Here is a 17256-nt window from a genome sequence, read left to right on the forward strand (position 1 = left end):
GGCGGACTAGCGAAGCTTGTAAATTAAACCGCAAAGCTGCGCTTTTAACGTGAGCAAGCTCTACGTCTACAGCTAATCTTTACTCGGTGTTAAATTTATCTGTAGATGAGTCGATTGCAGACGGACTAGCGAAGCTTGTAAATTAAACCGTAAAGCTGCGCTTTTAACGTGAGCAAGCTCTACGTCTACAGCTAATCTTTACTCGGTGTTAAATTTATCTGTAGATGAGTAGATTGCAGACGGACTAGCGAAGCTTGTAAATTAAACCGCAAAAGCTGCGCTTTTAACGTGAGCAAGCTCTACGTCTACAGCTGTTTTATGTCTCGTTCGTAGCAATTGGAAACGAATCACTTGCGCCCCATTCACTCCACGAGCCATCGTAAACACTTAAATTTTTGTACCCACATTCAGTAGCCAATAACGCTAAAACACACGCCGTAATACCTGAGCCACAGCTAAATTGTAACTGCTGCGCATCACCGACTACGTCATTAAATATCGCTTTAATTTCAGTAAGTGGTTTGGCTTCACCTTTATTAAGTAAATCCATAAAAGGTAACGAGCGACTATTTGGGATATGCCCGCTACGCATACCTTTACGAGGTTCACTTTCTTCACCAGTAAAACGCTTATAAGCACGTGCATCAAGCAATAAAGTATTAGGATCATCTATTGCGTTAAGCACTTGTTGACTATTAATAAAATACTCACAATTATAGCTTGCCGCAAAATCACCAGCACTTACAGCCTCGCTATAACTTTGTTGTACGTCGTAGCCGTACTCCAACCACTTTTTAAGACCACCGCTGAGTATTTTAACATTGTGATGCCCCATAGCTTTAAACATCCACCATGCTCTTGCTGCGCTAAATAAACCGCCATCTTCGTATACAACTATAAACGAATTGTTATTTACGCCTGCATTTTGCATAACATGAGTAAATTGCTGCTCGCTGCATATCGTACTTGGTAGCGGGTTTGACCTATCAGCCAGTTCGTTTTTTATATCAAAACGTTTAGCATTAGGGAGCATAGCTTTTGGTATATAAGTACCTACAATGCCAGGGCGCAGCATACCTGCATCAAATATCACTAATGCAGGGTCATTAAGTTGCGTTTGTAATTGCTGGCAGGAGATAAGGTTTTTCATGATTTATTTCGTGTTATTTATTTTATCTAATACGTTTCTTAACATTGTACTCGACGTATGAGATGTATACGAAAAGTAACATATCTCTACATTAAACTTTGCAAAGTCAGCTTCAATCTTTTGCCACTTTTCAGTGCCCTTCCAGTCATCACCAACAAACATTTTATCAAACTTTAAATTGTTCCACGCTTCTTCTTTATCATAATTAACCTGCGGCACAACTTCGTCAACAAACTTAATTGCTTCAACTATTTCCATGCGTTCTTGAAAGGGAATTACTGGCTTTTTATTTTTAGCTGACTGGCTTAACTCATCCGTTGTTATACCTACAATTAGGTAATCACACTCTAATTTTGCTCTTTTAAGAATATTTAAATGACCAATATGAAATAAGTCAAAAACACCCGTTGTATATCCAATTTTTTTCATTTAACAAACCTAGTTTATTATTTTTCAATTTAAAAAATCCTTTTATAAAATATAGTAACGTCCCGTTAGCCTAGTTATTTTCAATTACGTACTCAACAATTCTTTGGCTCGCTTTGCCGTCTAACTTGCCCGCGAGTTTTTCCGATAAAGCCAACCTAGTATTAGCTAGCTTTTCTGGTTTAGCTAATTGTTCTACAACTAATTTTTTTAGATTTTTATATTTGCTAGCATGCACTGCAATATTTGCGTATTCCCCGTAATCTCGGTCCATACGTTTTTTAAAACGAAAAGAAAAAATTCCTTTATAGCTCCATCTCAACTTTAAAAAATCACACCAAATAACCGGCTTATTTAATAGTGCGAATTCAAATAAAGCTGACGATGCATCACTAATCAACAAGTCGGCTTTATCTAAAAAAGGCACCAGAGAATAATCCTCAACCTTAGCCAAATAAACATTTGGGAAAGTAGACCAGTGATTTAGCAGCGCTAAATGGCATTTATACTTTTCTTTACTAATCGAAAAATAATGAGGCTTTATTAAAATATTGTAATCACTAAAATGTTCAGGCCAATTTTCAGGAAACAGTTCTAAGCTACTTGGATAAAATGTTGGCGCATACAAAATGGTCTGCTTTTTATCACTAAAGCCTTCTAATGAGAGTGCTCCATCAATTTCTTCATTATTAAAAATAGGATCTAATTTACAAAAACCTACATCAATAAACGTATCATCAGGGTACATACTCTGTAAGCGGCTTAATCTGTATTCACCTTCTACAAAACGTACAGTCATAGCTTGGCTAGATTTAGTGTAATAACTTGATTTAGGGCCGATCCCATGTCCAAGCTGAGCACTTTTAGATACCTTATGTAAACGTTCTAGATGGCAAAATGAGTTAGCAAAAAATACCCAATCAGATTTTTTTTGCTCGTAGTAATCAATAGCTTGTAGCTGATTTTCAACCCATATATGTTCTAAATTGTAGTTATCTATAACACCTTGAATCAAATCCTGATGACTATTTTTATAAAAAACAAACTGACTTTTAATGCCTTTTTCGCATAACTTTTTAAATACTGGAATGTACTGAGGAAGGTAATAAAGGCTTTGAGTGTCAAAAATTATATTCATAGTATCGCCACAGTTGTTTTCTTTATATTCTACATTGAAAGCCACATAACAAAAACCAAGGTACTTATATTTTTATTATTCCACCACGTAGTGGTGCCATTTTTGAAAGTATTTTATTTTGCACGTTATAACTAATATTTTGCTCATTCATTGCGTTAACAAGTAAATCAACCACATGATTAAAGTCTTTTTCCGATATATTCATACCCGTATGAATAGCAATCATAGAATCGCCTCTGTACTCACATGGGCCTTCAAATAACATACACATATGGGAAATAAAACCATCACGAAAATGCGTAATATTAGCGTGTTCAAAGTAATGAAATACTTGCTCGTCGTTACCTATTTGATAGATAAAACTATCAACAAGCTTAGCTATACCTGCTTTTCCATCTAACTGCTGATAAAGCGACAGTGCAGGTTTATTTGCACAGCCTACTAATAACCCTGCGCATAATAAAAATAAGGCTATATTTTGCATCACCAATACCCTGTTACCGAAAAATACCAACCAGTTTGATCATTAGCACCGGCAATGCGTCCTAAGTCTAAATAAGCCGCTGTTATACTCACGTACTTATTTGGTATCCAAGCCACAAATACATCTTTCCAATCTTGTTCGCCTAAATTAAGGTTATTCGCTTTTTGACGATACTCAACACCTACGGCCAATTCACGGCTTAAAAAAAGTGCAGTACTGCCTTCAAACAACACCCTAGTACTGTCGCTTTCACCACCATAGCCTAGCAAGCCTAATTCGTTTGCTTCGCTGTAGCGTGTCGTTAAGTTCCAAAACCAGTTGTAACCTGCAATCGCGCCTAAATGTAATTTACTGGCCGCTAAATAAAAATCGGTTCCACTGGTACTTTTCGCGCCAACTAACTGTGCAATAGAACCATCATCCAGTGATTTATGTAAAATGCCTGCACTTAATTGTGGCCACTCACTGTAAACAATATCCCCATATAAACGAACTTTAACGCCGCTAATATTTTGCTCTATCTGCGCATTGAATGCCGGTACATCAAATTGCTGTATTGCGTAACTAAATTCAACACGATTAAACAAGTTTAACTGGGCACCGCACACATCAAGAGTGTAATCGGTTACATCTGCCCGGCTACAAAAGCCATTTATCGAAAACTCATCATCACTGGCATAACCAGCTAGTTGCGCCCAAGGTACAATGCCTCCACCCGCATTGCCTTCAATTTGAGACACACCAGGAGTAGCAAGCAGTTTTCCACTGCTGGCTACACACGGTAAACTCATTAAACAAAAGGCAACTACGCTCCAATATTTAATGTGATACATAATGATCTAGAAGCCATTCTTCAAGTAATTCAGCTTTTAACGGTCTACTTAAATAATAGCCTTGTGCATGATCGCATTGCATATTTTTAAGCAACTCTAAAGACCCCAATGTTTCGACCCCTTCAGCAACAACAGAAAACCCTAATTGATGACCTAACGTAATCGAAGACTGCACAATAAACTGATCTTTTTGTGACTCATCAAGTTTTAAAATAAAACACTTATCTAATTTTAACTCATCAATAGGTAGCATTTTTAAGCGCCCAAGTGACGTTTGCCCTACGCCGTAATCGTCCAGTGATATTTTAACGCCAATTGCCTTTAAGTTTTCGAGTGCTTTAATACCTTTCTCTTCATTTTCGATCATATCGCGCTCGGTAAGTTCAATCGTAATCAACTTAGGGTCTACTTTATGTTTTTCAAGCGTACTGACCAAAGCTGAATGAAATCCCGAAAAGGCAATATCTTGCGCCGATACATTAATAGCGGCTTGTAACTCAATGCCTTTTGATTGCCAGTTAGCTACCTGTGCAACAACGGTATTAACCACCCACGCGGTTAGCTCAACAATAAGCCCCGACTGCTCAGCTAAATCAATAAATAGCTCTGGATTAACCCAGCTACCATCTTTTCGTTGCCAGCGTATAAGCGACTCAACTTTATCGATTTTTTGCGTTTTCATATGCAACTTAGGCTGATAGGTCATAAATAATTGGCCATCATCGTCAATAATTGCTTGTTTTAACTCATCAAGCATTATTAAGCGCTCTAAATGCGCCTCATCTTCGCCACTTTGATAATAATGAATACTTTCATGATCGCTCGCAGCACTGTCGACAGCAATCAATACACGGCGCATTAAATCATCGCTAGTAATACCTTGCGCTGGGTATTGCACAATACCGGCACTAAACCGTAAATTAATTTTTAACTTTTGAATGGTATAGCAAGCCTGTAACTGCATCATTAAGCCGTCAATGCCACTTTTTAGCTCTTGTGCTGCAGTTGCTGGGAATACCGTTAAAAATTCATCGCCGCCAATTCGCGCATGAAAACCACCTAGCTCATCAGAAAACTCACTAATACGACTTGCTACCGCTTTTAAACAATCATCCCCAACACGAGGGCCTAACTTATCGTTTATGTGTCGCAAACCCTTAATATCAATAGCAACAAGTGTGTATTCATTCGTTGCATCTAATTCATCCCCCAACACATCTAGCATTGCTGAACGATTATAAAACCCTGTAAGGGAGTCATGGCGAGCCTGAAAACTAATTTGTTTCTCACGTTCATTAATATCGTTACCCATGCTATTAAATGCATCAACTAGGGTCGTTATTTCTGTACTTTGTTTTTTTCCTTTAAATTCGAAACTATAGTTACCTTGTGCAAATTGCCTAGCAATAACAGCGAGTTGAGATAAAGGAGTAGTAAGGTTATTTGCTAATAAGCTACTTGTTATAACACCTACAAACATGGTTAAAATAGCCAATATCATTAATGTAAAAAATAGCTTTTCAAAATCACTGTAACTTTGCGTTAAATCGGCACTGAGTAAAATAACAATTGGGTGAGAAAGTAGCGACGGTAAATCAATATCACGATTGCGATACACTAAATATTCACCAAAAAAGCGTGATGTGGTTAATGTATTAAAATAGTTCACAGGTTCAAAAGGGGTTGGGCGTTTAACTAAAGAGCTAATAACTAAATTATCCGCACTGCCTATAAAGCTTACATCCATACCTGTTAAGCTTTTAAGCTCGGCGGCCACTTCGTTATTTATTTTAAATCCGACTAAACTATAAGCAACTGTACGTGGCGCTTTAACGGGAAGTAAAATCACTTGGTAAAGTTCGTTATTTAAAACAACAAAACTAGATTGCTCCGAAGTACTTAATAATTCTTTCATTAGCGGCTGTAAATCGTGCCCGTAAATATCTTCGCTAGTATTAGCCGAAATTAATTTACCCGACAAATCAATTAACAACATTAGCTCGGCGTTTATACGCTGACTGTGGTTAAATAATACGCTACTTATTGTACCGGCGTCTCGTGTAGCAACAGCTTGTTTAAAGCCAAAGTCAGAGGTAAGTACTTTAGCGGCGGTTAATAATAGGCTCTCTTTTGACTTTAAGTATTGCTTGTATACACTTTGGGCAACGCTTATATCTTGGTTAACTTTTTCTTCTTGGAATTTACTCGTAGACCACCAAAAACTAAATAAGCTAACCACAGTGGTTAATAGCACTAAGCCAACGCAGAGTATGGTTATACGGTTTTTTAAACTATTAGTCATTTTGGGCCTTAAATTTACTGCCAAATGTATTTCGAAGCTCTGGGACCGAAGTATTTATGGTTATTAAAAGCTGAGTTTGAGAATTAATAGTAATTATTTTTTTATTCTCCAATGCGGCACGCTGAAGAGGATGCCATACAGTCACCTCAGAAGAAGTGGCTGGCAAAGTAACACGCCCTCTTTCATCTGTTTTATAAACAAGATCATTATCTGCCACATAAATATAGCCAATCATAGAGTCATGAATATTGCATCCTAAAACAACCACACCGGGCTTATCAAATACAATAGGGTCTTTTGGTTGCCCTGAATATAATTTTAGCTGAAAAGGCTTGGCTTGTGAAAAAGAATACACATGATGGCGAATATTATCGCTATTAGGAAAATTTACTTGCTGCCCCTTTTGAACAATTAATAATTCAGGTGAAAATTGCTTATTAACTTGATCCATTGTCGCAACCGTCTTTGATGTAAAAGCAGACTTTATATTATTTTGATTTAGCTCAACAACCGCATCTGGTAATGCTTGCCCATGTTGGTCTTGTATAACTAAATCAATATTTGCGCTCAAAGCAAAATGGCTAAAAAACAAACCTATCGCTAAAAAACAACGATTTTTTGCAATTTTTTGCAATGCTCGCTCTAACATAACAACACCAAACTATTAACGTTAAGCTAAGTTAATTAGAGACGAGCACTAATTGCAAGAATTATAGCCCAGTAACCACAAATAAAGACCGAGTAACTAGGTTAAGCCATCCTTTAGTCGTGTTATTTTACAATCAATCCGTATTCAGCATCTAAAATAGCAATTACTTCTTGGCGAGGATCGCTAGGTATAACAATATCTTTGCCAACAATTTTACTCGCAATACCTACATAGGTATTTGACACTTCAAGCATGACTGATTCTGGTAAAATATAATCTTTAGCAAGTTGTTCACGTTCACTCATACGGTCTTTATTTAATAATACATCGCTTTCTGGCACATTATTAATTAGTAACTGGCGAAAGCCTTCTTTAGAGTTTTCAACAATTTTACCGTCTTTGTAAGCAGCTTCATCCCAAATACGTGACGAATCAGGCGTACCTACTTCATCAATATAAATAAGTTGCTGCGCGCCATTTAAATCTTCCACATAACCAAACTCAAATTTTGTATCCACAAAAATTTGATCAAGCTTTGCAAGCTCATCGCTAATTAACCTAAAGCCTTCAACTAGCAGTTTTTCGTACTTAGTTACATCATCTGCCGACTTAAAGTTAAATACATCTAAGTTATTAGTAATGTTAGCACGCGTGATATTTACATCATCAACAGGTGGAATGTCGGCAACACCTTCAATAATACCTTTTGTTGAGGGCGTAATTAGAACGTTATCAAGCTTTTGGTTTGCTTTTAAGCCTTCTGGTAAATCAATACCACAAAAATTACGCACGCCTTTTGCGTAATCGCGCCACATGCTGCCTGTAATGTATTGGCGTGCAATCGCTTCTACTTTTACTGTACTGGCTTTGCGTACAATCCATACGTAAGGATGCGGAATATCAACAATATGGTTACCTGCAAGACCTGCTTGATCAAATAATTTAAACCAATGCGATGCAACCGAGTTAAGGGCGATCCCTTTACCTGGCACGCCATTTAACCCGTTTTCGCCTTGCCAAATACAATCAAACGCCGAAATTCGGTCTGAAATAACCATAATTGCAAGCTCAGTGCCTGCAGGTACTTTATAGTCTTTGTCGCTAATTAATCGCGCGCTGTCTTCATCTGTTAGCCAATAAACTGAACGAACCTTACCGCTATGTACTTCACCTTTGGTACGAATGGGTAAATCATCGTTTACATCTAAAACTTTATAGCTAGTCATGCTATCTCCGGGGTTAGGGGTGCTCTTTGAGCAAAGTATGGTATGGGGTTATGTGGGCTGTATAATAATCTAGCCAACCCTAAAGCTCAATCGGATGCTTAAAACAAATAAAGGCACATATTTATATGCTCGTTGGGATAAGGTAAACTTTACGCGTAAGCTAAATAATCTGAACTCTGGATAGTAAATCAATCTTAAGCAGTTATTTTCAACACTAACTGCGTTGAATTCACTTGCAATAGGCCCACTATTGACGCGTAAATTCGCCTTGTTTGCATTTAAAAATTTTGACTAACAAAAAGCAACTTTAATTATATTTACAGGTCAACCTCTTAGTTAGTTTCTTAACCCGAGTTTATCTTCGTCAGATTTATACAGGTATACATTTAATGATCAGCCTAAAAAACGTTACTTTTAAATGGCATAAAAACGATAAAAAACCGACTCTAAGGATTGCAGAGCTGGCTGTAGAAAAAGGCGAACGTATTTTTTTATATGGCCCAAGCGGTTCAGGAAAATCTACTTTATTAGCGTTACTTACGGGAATTAATACAGCCACCAGCGGTGATGTGTATATTTTAAATCAATGCCTAAACACACAAAGTAATACCAAGCGCGATGCATTTAGAGCCGACCATATTGGCACCATTTTTCAAAACTTTAATTTATTACCTTATTTAACACCTATCGAAAATGTCATTTTAGGGTGTCAATTTTCTAAAGTACGGCAAAGCCAAGCACTTAAACACGCCACAACATTACACAAAGAAGCTGAGCGCTTATTAAACGCACTTGGCTTAATTGAGCAATACCATCATAAAAACGTAGCACAGCTCAGTATTGGCCAACAACAACGTGTTGCAGCAGCCCGTGCTTTTATTGGTAACCCTGAGCTAATAATAGCTGACGAGCCAACATCAGCACTTGATGCAAATAACCGCGAAAGCTTTATAACGTTATTATTTGAACAGGCATTGCATTTAAACAGCACCTTAATATTTGTAAGTCATGACGAAAGCTTAAAACCGTTATTCGATCGCTCAATAGATTTAACCCATTTGCAGGAGCAAATATGATCCTTGCTAAACTGGCTTATAAAAGCTTATTAAATCGTCGTGCCAGCGTATTTTTAACACTGTTTACTATTGCAATTAGCGTTATGTTATTGCTAAGTATTGAGCGTGTAAGAGTTGATGCTAAAAGTAGTTTTAGTAATACTATTTCAGGCACTGATTTAATTGTGGGCGCACGCACTGGTGATATTCAATTATTACTTGCGTCGGTATTTAGAATTGGCCATACCAACAATGGCGTAAGCTGGCAAAGTTATGAATATATAACCAATCAGCGAGGCGTAAAATGGAGCATACCTATAAGCCTAGGCGACAGCCATAAAGGCCAAGCTGTACTTGGCACTACTCTTGACTACTTTGAACATTACCGCTTTGCTAAAAAACAAAACTTAAGCTTTAACCAAGGCCATCCATTTTTAAATATTAACGAGGTTGTACTGGGGAGCAGCGTAGCTAACAAATTAGGTTATAAACTTGGCGATCATATCGTTATATCACACGGTATGGGCAATACTAGCTTTCATCATCATGACGACAACCCATTTAAAGTTGTCGGTATTTTAAACCCCACCGGCACACCTGTTGATAAAACGTTACACATACCGCTTGCCGCTATCGATTTAATACATGCCAGAGCTAGCACCAAAAATGACGAACATGACGAACATGACGAACATGACGAACATGACGAACATGACGAACATGACGATCTTATAGGACATCCAAAACAAATCACTGCATTTTTAATGGGTTTTAAATCACCGCTATACACATTGCAAATTAGGCGCAATATAAATCAATATAAGCAAGAAGCATTGCTTGGTATTATGCCCACCGTAACACTGAAAGAATTATGGCAAATGCTCGCCATAGTAGAAAAAACACTGCAACTATTTTCCGCAATCGTCGTACTTGTTAGCTTACTAGGCATGCTAACCACACTGCTTGCAAACCTAAGTCAACGTCGCCGTGAGCTTGCTATATTACGTTCGGTAGGTGCCCGCCCTTGGCAATTATTCACACTTATAAGCATAGAGTCACTGTTAACTACTTTATTAGGCTGCTTAGTTGGCTGTGCATTATTTTATTTAGTTATGTATTTAGGTGCCGGCTACCTACAAAGCCATGCAGGTATTAGCGTAAATATAGCGATGCTCTCTTACTATGAACTCACATTAATAGGCGTTATTATGGTAGCTGGTTTTATTATTGGTTTAGTACCTGCCACACGCGCTTACTTTTATTCTCTCAGCGATGGCATGAGTATAAAAACATAATTTTTAGGTATCCCATGACATTTTTTAAAACAGCTTTTCAATACATTACTATTCTTAATTTGCTACTCGTAAGTTTTGCAAGTAATGCAAATCCACCAAAAGAGATTTTTTGGGAAGACTTAATCCCTAAAAATCACGTGCAAATAAACACACAAGCACAAGCCAATCACGAAGGCAGCGATCAAAATTGGGTGCAACCCGATCTAGACGCACCTGTAGTTAAAGCGTTAAACGGTCAGTCTGTAAGCTTACCTGGCTTTGTAGTACCACTTGAAGGTGACAGTGAAATTATTACTGAGTTTTTACTCGTCCCATATTTTGGTGCATGTATACACGTACCGCCACCGCCGCCAAATCAAATTGTGCATGTAACTATTAAAGGTGGCGTACCTATAGACAGCCTGTATGACGCAATCGTTGTAACTGGTGTTATAAGCACAGAAACGTGGTCAGGCGAAATAGCCCAAGTAGGCTATAAAATGAAGGCAGTTGGCGTTGCGCCATTTGAACTTTAATTAACTAACCTGAACTGCTGATAAATTTATACCAATCTGCTTATATATGGGACCTATTTAACGTTAAGAAAATTACGCTAGAACTAGGCAAAAATTTTTGTATCTAGTTATTCTAAATAAAAAATTTTTAACGACGTTATAGTGCAATTTAATCCGTTAAATTGATCAAAGATTTATGCAGGTTGGTATTAAATACCAATATAACGCAATATGTTACTAGGGCGTGTTGTTCTCTGGTGGTTTAATTTGCAGTAGTATGTTTGGTTTTTAGGCAAGGCAGAACCTACGTTGTGTGGTGTTCCCCATAAATAGGCGATACGCAGCATAAATGCCAAACATACGCTACCTTTGGGTTCGGCCTAGCGGCGATTGACTCTTTGTTGTTCGGCTTTGACTTATTCTTACATGGATGTAAGCCAATAAACGCAGGAGCCGTTATCTGGTTACAAATCTCGAGCCGGGATTAAATTGCCCCTAGATTGAACAAATTTCAACATGCCCTAAACCCCTTAGTCAAAGTTTAGATTAAATACTTTTACTTTTTCAGTTAAAAAAGGAACCACCAGTGCTAAATAAAGATCTGCCTTCTCTAAACAAAACAAGCGAATTTAAATATTTGTTTTTTGTAAATTTATCGTACTCGTTTAACGTTTTAAGACCCATAGAGCACGAAATAAAAAAGCGAGGAGGCAGCGTTGCTTGGTTTATTCCTACTGGAAGTGAGGCTGAGGGTTTTTTACAGCCTGATGATTACCAGCTTCTCAATATAAAAGAAGTTAAAGAATATAACGCCAATGCCACTCTTGCGCCTGGTAACGTGATCCCTCATTTTTTTCCTGGGATTAAAGTGCAGGTTTTTCATGGTTTTGATTCGGGTAAAAAGAACAAGTTTAATATTAGAGGATTTTTTGACTTATATTGCACACAAGGTCCAAATATTACTCAAGGGTTTAATGATATTAACGATGGCACTTGCGACGTAGTCGAAACCGGCTGGTCAAAGTTAGATCCTTTATTTACTGAGCATAAAGACATAGCGCTATATCAATCTGATAAGCCTACCATATTATATGCCCCCACTTTTTCGCCAAAGCTAACAAGTACCTACAAGCTTTACCCTTATATTAAAGCGCTATTAAAAACACAAAACTGGCAGTGGATAGTAAAGCTTCATCCAAAAGCAACAAGCGAAGAAATTGAAATGTATAAATCACTCGCCTGCGAAAACCTCACCTTTATTACCACCGGTGATGTGATTCCAATTCTACAGGCTACCGACATTATACTGTCTGACACATCATCAATTATTACCGAATTTGCATTACAAGAAAAAGTAGCCGTTGCGTTTAACAACCGTAAACCTAAAGACTGGATGATTAACTTTAGTAACGAAGCCGACCTAGAAAGTACTTTAATAAGCGCTTTTCAAAAAGATGAGCACACATTAGAAAAAGTAAAACAATACTGCGACAGCGTTCATCCATACAGAGATGGCAAGTCGAGTGTGAGGGTATTAGGCGCTATTAATAATTTAATTTGTTCAGGTACATCTCACCTAAAAAGAAAACCTTTAAACTTACTTCGTAAATTTAAAATTAGAAAAAGCCTAAATTACTATTGGTGGTCATAACTTTAAAGCCAAAAAATCACATATAAAACAAAGAACTATTGGATTTTTAGGGTTGAAACTTGTTTTAGCTGGGCTTTTATACCAATTAGCATAATTAATACCAATTCACTTAATTAAGTGAGCTATTTTGAGGTAAGAAAAATCGTGTCGATAACAAGGCAAAAATTTCGTTATTTAGTTATTCTATATCAGAAATTTTTAACGCAGTTAACGTCAGGTTTGATCCCTCAAATTGATTAAGTATTATTGCGGATTGGTATAAGTAACCTGAACTTTGGATAATAAATCTATCTCAAGCAAAGTTCAGGTTAAGTATTATTGCGGATTGGTATTTATGCGCCGTTATAACCTATGTATGGGAAATAAAAACACTCTAAACTAGATACGATTTTAATCAGGTTTTATATTTTACTAAGTACTTCACGTAAAATAGTGCTCGAAGTATGCGTAGTATAAGGGAAATACATTATTTCAACTCCCCGCTTAGCAAAATCTTCTTCTATTGCGTTCCACTTGTCAGTGCCTTTCCAATCGTCTCCGACAAACATTTTGTCAAATTTTAAATTATTCCACGCTTCTAGTTTGTCATAATTAACTTGAGGAACAACCTCATCCACAAACTTAATCGCTTCGACAATTTCTAGCCTTTCTTGAAAAGGGATTACCGGCTTTTTGTTTTTAACCGATATAGATAACTCATCGCTTGTTACCCCAACAATAAGGTAATCACACTCTAGCTTTGCGCGTTTAAGTACATTGAGATGACCAATATGAAACAGATCAAAAACCCCAGTGGTATAGCCTATTTTTTTCATTTCAAAACCTACGACTAAAAGTAACACCCTAATAATTTAGTACGTAGGATAACATAAGCATAAACATGAATAAAAATCAGGAACAAACCAATACAAACCTGCACTAAAGCTAACATAGTATAATTAACCTAAACTCTGGATAATAAACCCACACTTGAAATATAGCCTATTGAAATAATTACAGTTATTTTAATTTATTTAAATACTGGATTACCTTGTCGGCTAATTTTTCTGCATTAAAAACAGTATCACTTTCAGTATAACAACGTAACTCAGGAGCGTTGCCGGAAGCTCTTAAATGCACTACGTCATCATTTTGAAGGACAATACGCAAACCATCGACTGTATTAACTGAGTAATTTAGACCGCAGCCTAATTCTGTGAGAAATGCATCGGCACTACACTTAAGCGTTGCAATTAATTCAAGGCTCTTGGCTTTTGCAAAATTTTGCACCCTATCGCTCGCGGTGAAGCGCCCTGGTAATAACTTCAATTGCATAGATATTGGTTGCTTTTGTATTAACAACATAAGTGCAGGTAACACTGCATCACGTGTTGGTAAAGCTGTAAGCTGCTTTGCATTTATGTCTATGTTTGAGCCTAATAAAAACCCACCATTGGCTTCGAAACCAGCAACACGGGTAAAGTTTTCATTTAATTGGCTAAACTCTGCGATTACAAAAGGTGATCCAATTTTTGTACGTATGATGTGTTTAAAGCTATTTGATTTTTCTATCGCCGTGTTACAACTTACAGGGACAGCCAATGCTTCAATACCAAGGAGTTGACTGCACAATAAACCTAATAAATCACCGCGTAACCAGCCACCATTTTCGTCAGCAACGAGCGGGCGATCACCATCGCCATCTGTTGAAAATATAGCGTCAAACCCATACTTTTTTGACCATATAATTGCTTGTTTTTTATCTTCCTCAGAAACGGCTTCTGTATCAATTGGTATAAAATTTTCGCTGCGCCCTAAGCTTATTACCTTCGCCCCCAATTGTTCGAACAAACTTTTATATAAGTCTCGTCCTGCGCTGGAGTGCTCATAAATGCCTACTTTTTTACCAATCAGTGCATCGGCACTAAATAACTTGGTATAACGCTTTATATAAGCTTCACTTGCTGCAGTATTTAGAGCAAGTTCACTTACTTGTGTTACCGCTGAGAACGGCATTATATTATTTAAGATAGCTTGTTCATCAGCTTTGGTGATTTCACCGTCTGGTCGATAAAACTTAAGGCCATTTCGGTCAAACGGTATATGGCTACCTGTAACCATTATGCTTGGGATAGAGTCTTGCATCGCTTTATAAGCAAGCGCTGGAGTGGGTATAACACCATAGTAAATTACATTAATATTGAGTTGCTTTAAGCTTTGCGCGCAGGCTTGCGCGCAGGCTTGCGCCATAAAATAACTACTGGGGCGATTATCAATAGCTAATGCTACGGTATTAAAGCTAAATTCTGTTTTTATCGACTTAACAAACGCGATAGAAAAAGCAGCACATACATCTGCGGTAAAATCTGTAACTAAACCACGTGCACCACTGGTGCCAAAAACAACACCACTTTTGGCTATCACTTCTGAGCAAATTAATGTGTTATCCATATACAACCTTATCGCTTTTTATACAAAGAAAAGTGAAAACGAAAATTACTAATAACTATCACTTATCTAAATAACCTGAACTCTGGTTAAGAGATTTACTAACGTATTGAATCATGATGATATTAAATTTATTATCCAGAATTCAGGTTAAATACAGCGTCCTTACAAGCATTTAATACCGAGTAATTAATCACTTCACTCGGCCGTAGCAATCTTCAAAACGCACAATGTCATCTTCACCAAGGTATGAACCAGACTGAACTTCAATAAGCTCTAAATCAACTTTACCTGGGTTTTCCAGCGCATGTACTGCAGTAATGGGAATGTACACCGACTCATTTTCAGTTACGAGCTGCTCAGCACCATCTATTCGCACCTTTGCAGCGCCTGATACAACAATCCAATGTTCTGAACGGTGATGATGCATTTGCACACTGAGTTTTGCGCCAGGCTTTACTGTAATACGCTTAACTTGGAAGCGTTCGCCGCTATCAACTGAGTCATATTTACCCCAAGGTCGGTAAACTTCGCGGTGCGTGACTGCTTCTGAACGATTTTCAGCTTTTAATTGCTGTACGATTGCTTTTACATGCTGTGATTGATCTTTGTGCGCAACAAGCACAGCATCTTTAGTATTTATTATAACGAGGTCTTCAATACCGATTGTAGCAACGAGTTTATCTTCACCAAAAACCAGGGTGTTTTTAGTGTTGATCGCTTTTACATCACCTGTAAATACATTGCCATTTTTATCTTTAGTTGATACGTCCCACAATGCAGAAAAACCACCAACATCGCTCCAACCAGCATCCATCGGCACAACCACTGCATCTTTGGTATGTTCCATCACAGCATAGTCTATCGACTCGCTCGCGCATTTTTCAAATGCTGCTTTATCTATACGAACAAAATCCATATCGTCGTTTTGTACTTGCATAGCTTTTTCGCATGCTTCATAAATATCAGGGCGAAAAGTGTTTAGCTCCTCTAAATAGCGACTTGCTTTAAATAAAAACATGCCACTATTCCAATAATAATCGCCACTATCTATGTATTTTTTTGCCATTTCTAGGCTTGGCTTTTCTACAAAACTATCAACCACAAAACCGTTATTAAATTGCTCACCGCGCTTTATATAGCCATACCCTGTTTCAGGTTTGTTTCCTACAATACCAAAGGTAACTAACTTGTCTTGCTTGGCCAGTTCTACAGCTTGGTTAATACTATGTTGAAATGCAATAGTGTCGTCAATCACATGATCTGCGGCAAGTATAAGCAGCAAAGGGTTTTCACCTTTCTCTACAGCTTTAAATGCAGCTAAGGCAATCGCTGGCGCCGTATTACGCCCTACAGGCTCTAAAAACAGTCCACTATGCTGCACACCTAATTGTCGAACTTGTTCTGCCGCTATAAAACGATGCTCTTCATTACAAATAAGCATTGCAGGACTATGAACTAAACCATTTAAACGACTTATCGTATTTTGTAGCATAGTTTGTTCGCCACTTAATGGTAAAAATTGTTTTGGGTAATTCCCGCGAGAAAGCGGCCATAAACGCGTACCCGATCCACCAGCCATTATTACAGGTAAAATCATTATTAAATTCCTTTGCTAAAATGGCTTCAAAGTACCACTTTGAATGTGTGAAGAATGTTCATAATTGAGTGTCAGATTAAAAAATCTGACATGCTACCTAATTGACCTTCGAAACGGGAAATTAATTGCGACAATATTTAGCTTCATTTAAAAGCGAGGTGTAAAACCTCACCTACAACATATGCCAAACCGTAGGTGCGAATTTATTTCGCGCTCATATCACGTGGCTTTAATGTTAAAAAGCGAGGTGTAAAACCTCACCTACAACATACACCAACCCGTAGGTGCGAATTTACTTCGCGCTCACTCATCTTAAAAATTTCTATATTTCTGCTACCTTTAAATAAAAAGGATCAATAAAAATGCATCGTTCCGATTTATTAAGAAAAGGCAGAGTATCGTTAATAAATCGATTCTACTCTATTACATTGGTAGCACATAAAAGAGAAAATAAGTTTATCTCTATAGATATTAATCGTTTAATTATTAAAGAAATGAAAAATATAGGTAATCCCCCCATTTTTAA

General features: G+C 37.4%; 15 protein-coding genes. 4 read left to right on the forward strand and 11 right to left on the reverse strand.

Features of this window, described 5'->3' with window-relative positions; all coding sequences use genetic code 11:
• Window positions 1–316: 316 nt before the first annotated feature.
• The 8 genes from DC53_RS03025 to DC53_RS02990 all read right to left on the reverse strand — a co-directional run bounded on the left by DC53_RS03025 (window position 317) and on the right by DC53_RS02990 (window position 8208).
• Window positions 317–1150, reverse strand: a complete 834-nt coding sequence (locus DC53_RS03025; protein ID WP_033031580.1) for a sulfurtransferase — start codon at window positions 1148–1150, stop codon at window positions 317–319.
• Window positions 1151–1153: 3 nt separating this feature from the next.
• Window positions 1154–1579 carry an FAD synthase family protein gene (locus DC53_RS03020; protein ID WP_007376780.1) on the reverse strand — a complete coding sequence of 142 codons (426 nt, stop codon included), beginning with the start codon at window positions 1577–1579 and terminating at the stop codon, window positions 1154–1156.
• 70 nt (window positions 1580–1649) lie between these two features.
• Entirely contained in the window at window positions 1650–2714 is a 1065-nt protein-coding gene (locus DC53_RS03015; protein WP_033031582.1) for a CDP-glycerol glycerophosphotransferase family protein, read from the reverse strand.
• Between the two features lie 64 nt (window positions 2715–2778).
• Window positions 2779–3198: a group I truncated hemoglobin gene (locus tag DC53_RS03010; protein ID WP_033031584.1), complete on the reverse strand. Its 420-nt coding sequence runs from the start codon at window positions 3196–3198 to the stop codon at window positions 2779–2781.
• Window positions 3198–4031 (reverse strand): DUF3034 family protein, encoded by an 834-nt coding sequence (locus DC53_RS03005; protein ID WP_033031586.1) that lies wholly within the window; start codon window positions 4029–4031, stop codon window positions 3198–3200. Before DC53_RS03005 ends, DC53_RS03010 begins: the two co-directional genes overlap by 1 nt.
• On the reverse strand, window positions 4018–6333 hold the full coding sequence (locus DC53_RS03000) for a bifunctional diguanylate cyclase/phosphodiesterase (RefSeq protein WP_008137361.1): 2316 nt from the start codon (window positions 6331–6333) through the stop codon (window positions 4018–4020). Before DC53_RS03000 ends, DC53_RS03005 begins: the two co-directional genes overlap by 14 nt.
• Window positions 6326–6982 (reverse strand): methylamine utilization protein, encoded by a 657-nt coding sequence (locus tag DC53_RS02995; protein WP_007376774.1) that lies wholly within the window; start codon window positions 6980–6982, stop codon window positions 6326–6328. The genes DC53_RS03000 and DC53_RS02995 overlap by 8 nt, the downstream gene beginning before the upstream one ends.
• A gap of 122 nt (window positions 6983–7104) precedes the next feature.
• Window positions 7105–8208, reverse strand: coding sequence for a phosphoribosylaminoimidazolesuccinocarboxamide synthase (locus tag DC53_RS02990; protein ID WP_007376773.1), 1104 nt, complete (start codon window positions 8206–8208; stop codon window positions 7105–7107).
• A 389-nt stretch (window positions 8209–8597) separates the two neighbouring features.
• Between DC53_RS02990 and DC53_RS02985 the strand changes: the two genes are divergently transcribed.
• From DC53_RS02985 to DC53_RS02970, 4 genes are all read left to right on the forward strand, one after another.
• Entirely contained in the window at window positions 8598–9284 is a 687-nt protein-coding gene (locus tag DC53_RS02985; protein ID WP_007376772.1) for an ABC transporter ATP-binding protein, read from the forward strand.
• Window positions 9281–10558 carry an ABC transporter permease gene (locus DC53_RS02980; RefSeq protein ID WP_033031588.1) on the forward strand — a complete coding sequence of 426 codons (1278 nt, stop codon included), beginning with the start codon at window positions 9281–9283 and terminating at the stop codon, window positions 10556–10558. Before DC53_RS02985 ends, DC53_RS02980 begins: the two co-directional genes overlap by 4 nt.
• Before the next feature lie 14 nt (window positions 10559–10572).
• On the forward strand, window positions 10573–11073 hold the full coding sequence (locus DC53_RS02975) for a DUF3299 domain-containing protein (RefSeq protein WP_033031589.1): 501 nt from the start codon (window positions 10573–10575) through the stop codon (window positions 11071–11073).
• A gap of 565 nt (window positions 11074–11638) precedes the next feature.
• A complete protein-coding gene (locus DC53_RS02970; protein ID WP_007376769.1) occupies window positions 11639–12703 on the forward strand; it encodes a CDP-glycerol glycerophosphotransferase family protein in 1065 nt (354 codons plus the stop codon).
• Between the two features lie 401 nt (window positions 12704–13104).
• Here the strand turns inward: DC53_RS02970 and DC53_RS02965 are convergent, their stop codons facing one another.
• From DC53_RS02965 to DC53_RS02955, 3 genes are all read right to left on the reverse strand, one after another.
• A complete protein-coding gene (locus DC53_RS02965) occupies window positions 13105–13518 on the reverse strand; it encodes an FAD synthase family protein (RefSeq protein ID WP_007376768.1) in 414 nt (137 codons plus the stop codon).
• Between the two features lie 184 nt (window positions 13519–13702).
• The gene (locus tag DC53_RS02960; protein ID WP_033031591.1) at window positions 13703–15133 is read right to left on the reverse strand and encodes a phosphomannomutase; all 1431 of its coding nucleotides are present in this window, start codon (window positions 15131–15133) and stop codon (window positions 13703–13705) included.
• A 190-nt stretch (window positions 15134–15323) separates the two neighbouring features.
• Window positions 15324–16730 carry a mannose-1-phosphate guanylyltransferase/mannose-6-phosphate isomerase gene (locus tag DC53_RS02955; RefSeq protein WP_033031593.1) on the reverse strand — a complete coding sequence of 469 codons (1407 nt, stop codon included), beginning with the start codon at window positions 16728–16730 and terminating at the stop codon, window positions 15324–15326.
• Window positions 16731–17256: the final 526 nt, after the last annotated feature.

The sequence above is a fragment of the Pseudoalteromonas fuliginea genome (assembly GCF_000690055.1).
Lineage (GTDB): Bacteria > Pseudomonadota > Gammaproteobacteria > Enterobacterales > Alteromonadaceae > Pseudoalteromonas > Pseudoalteromonas fuliginea.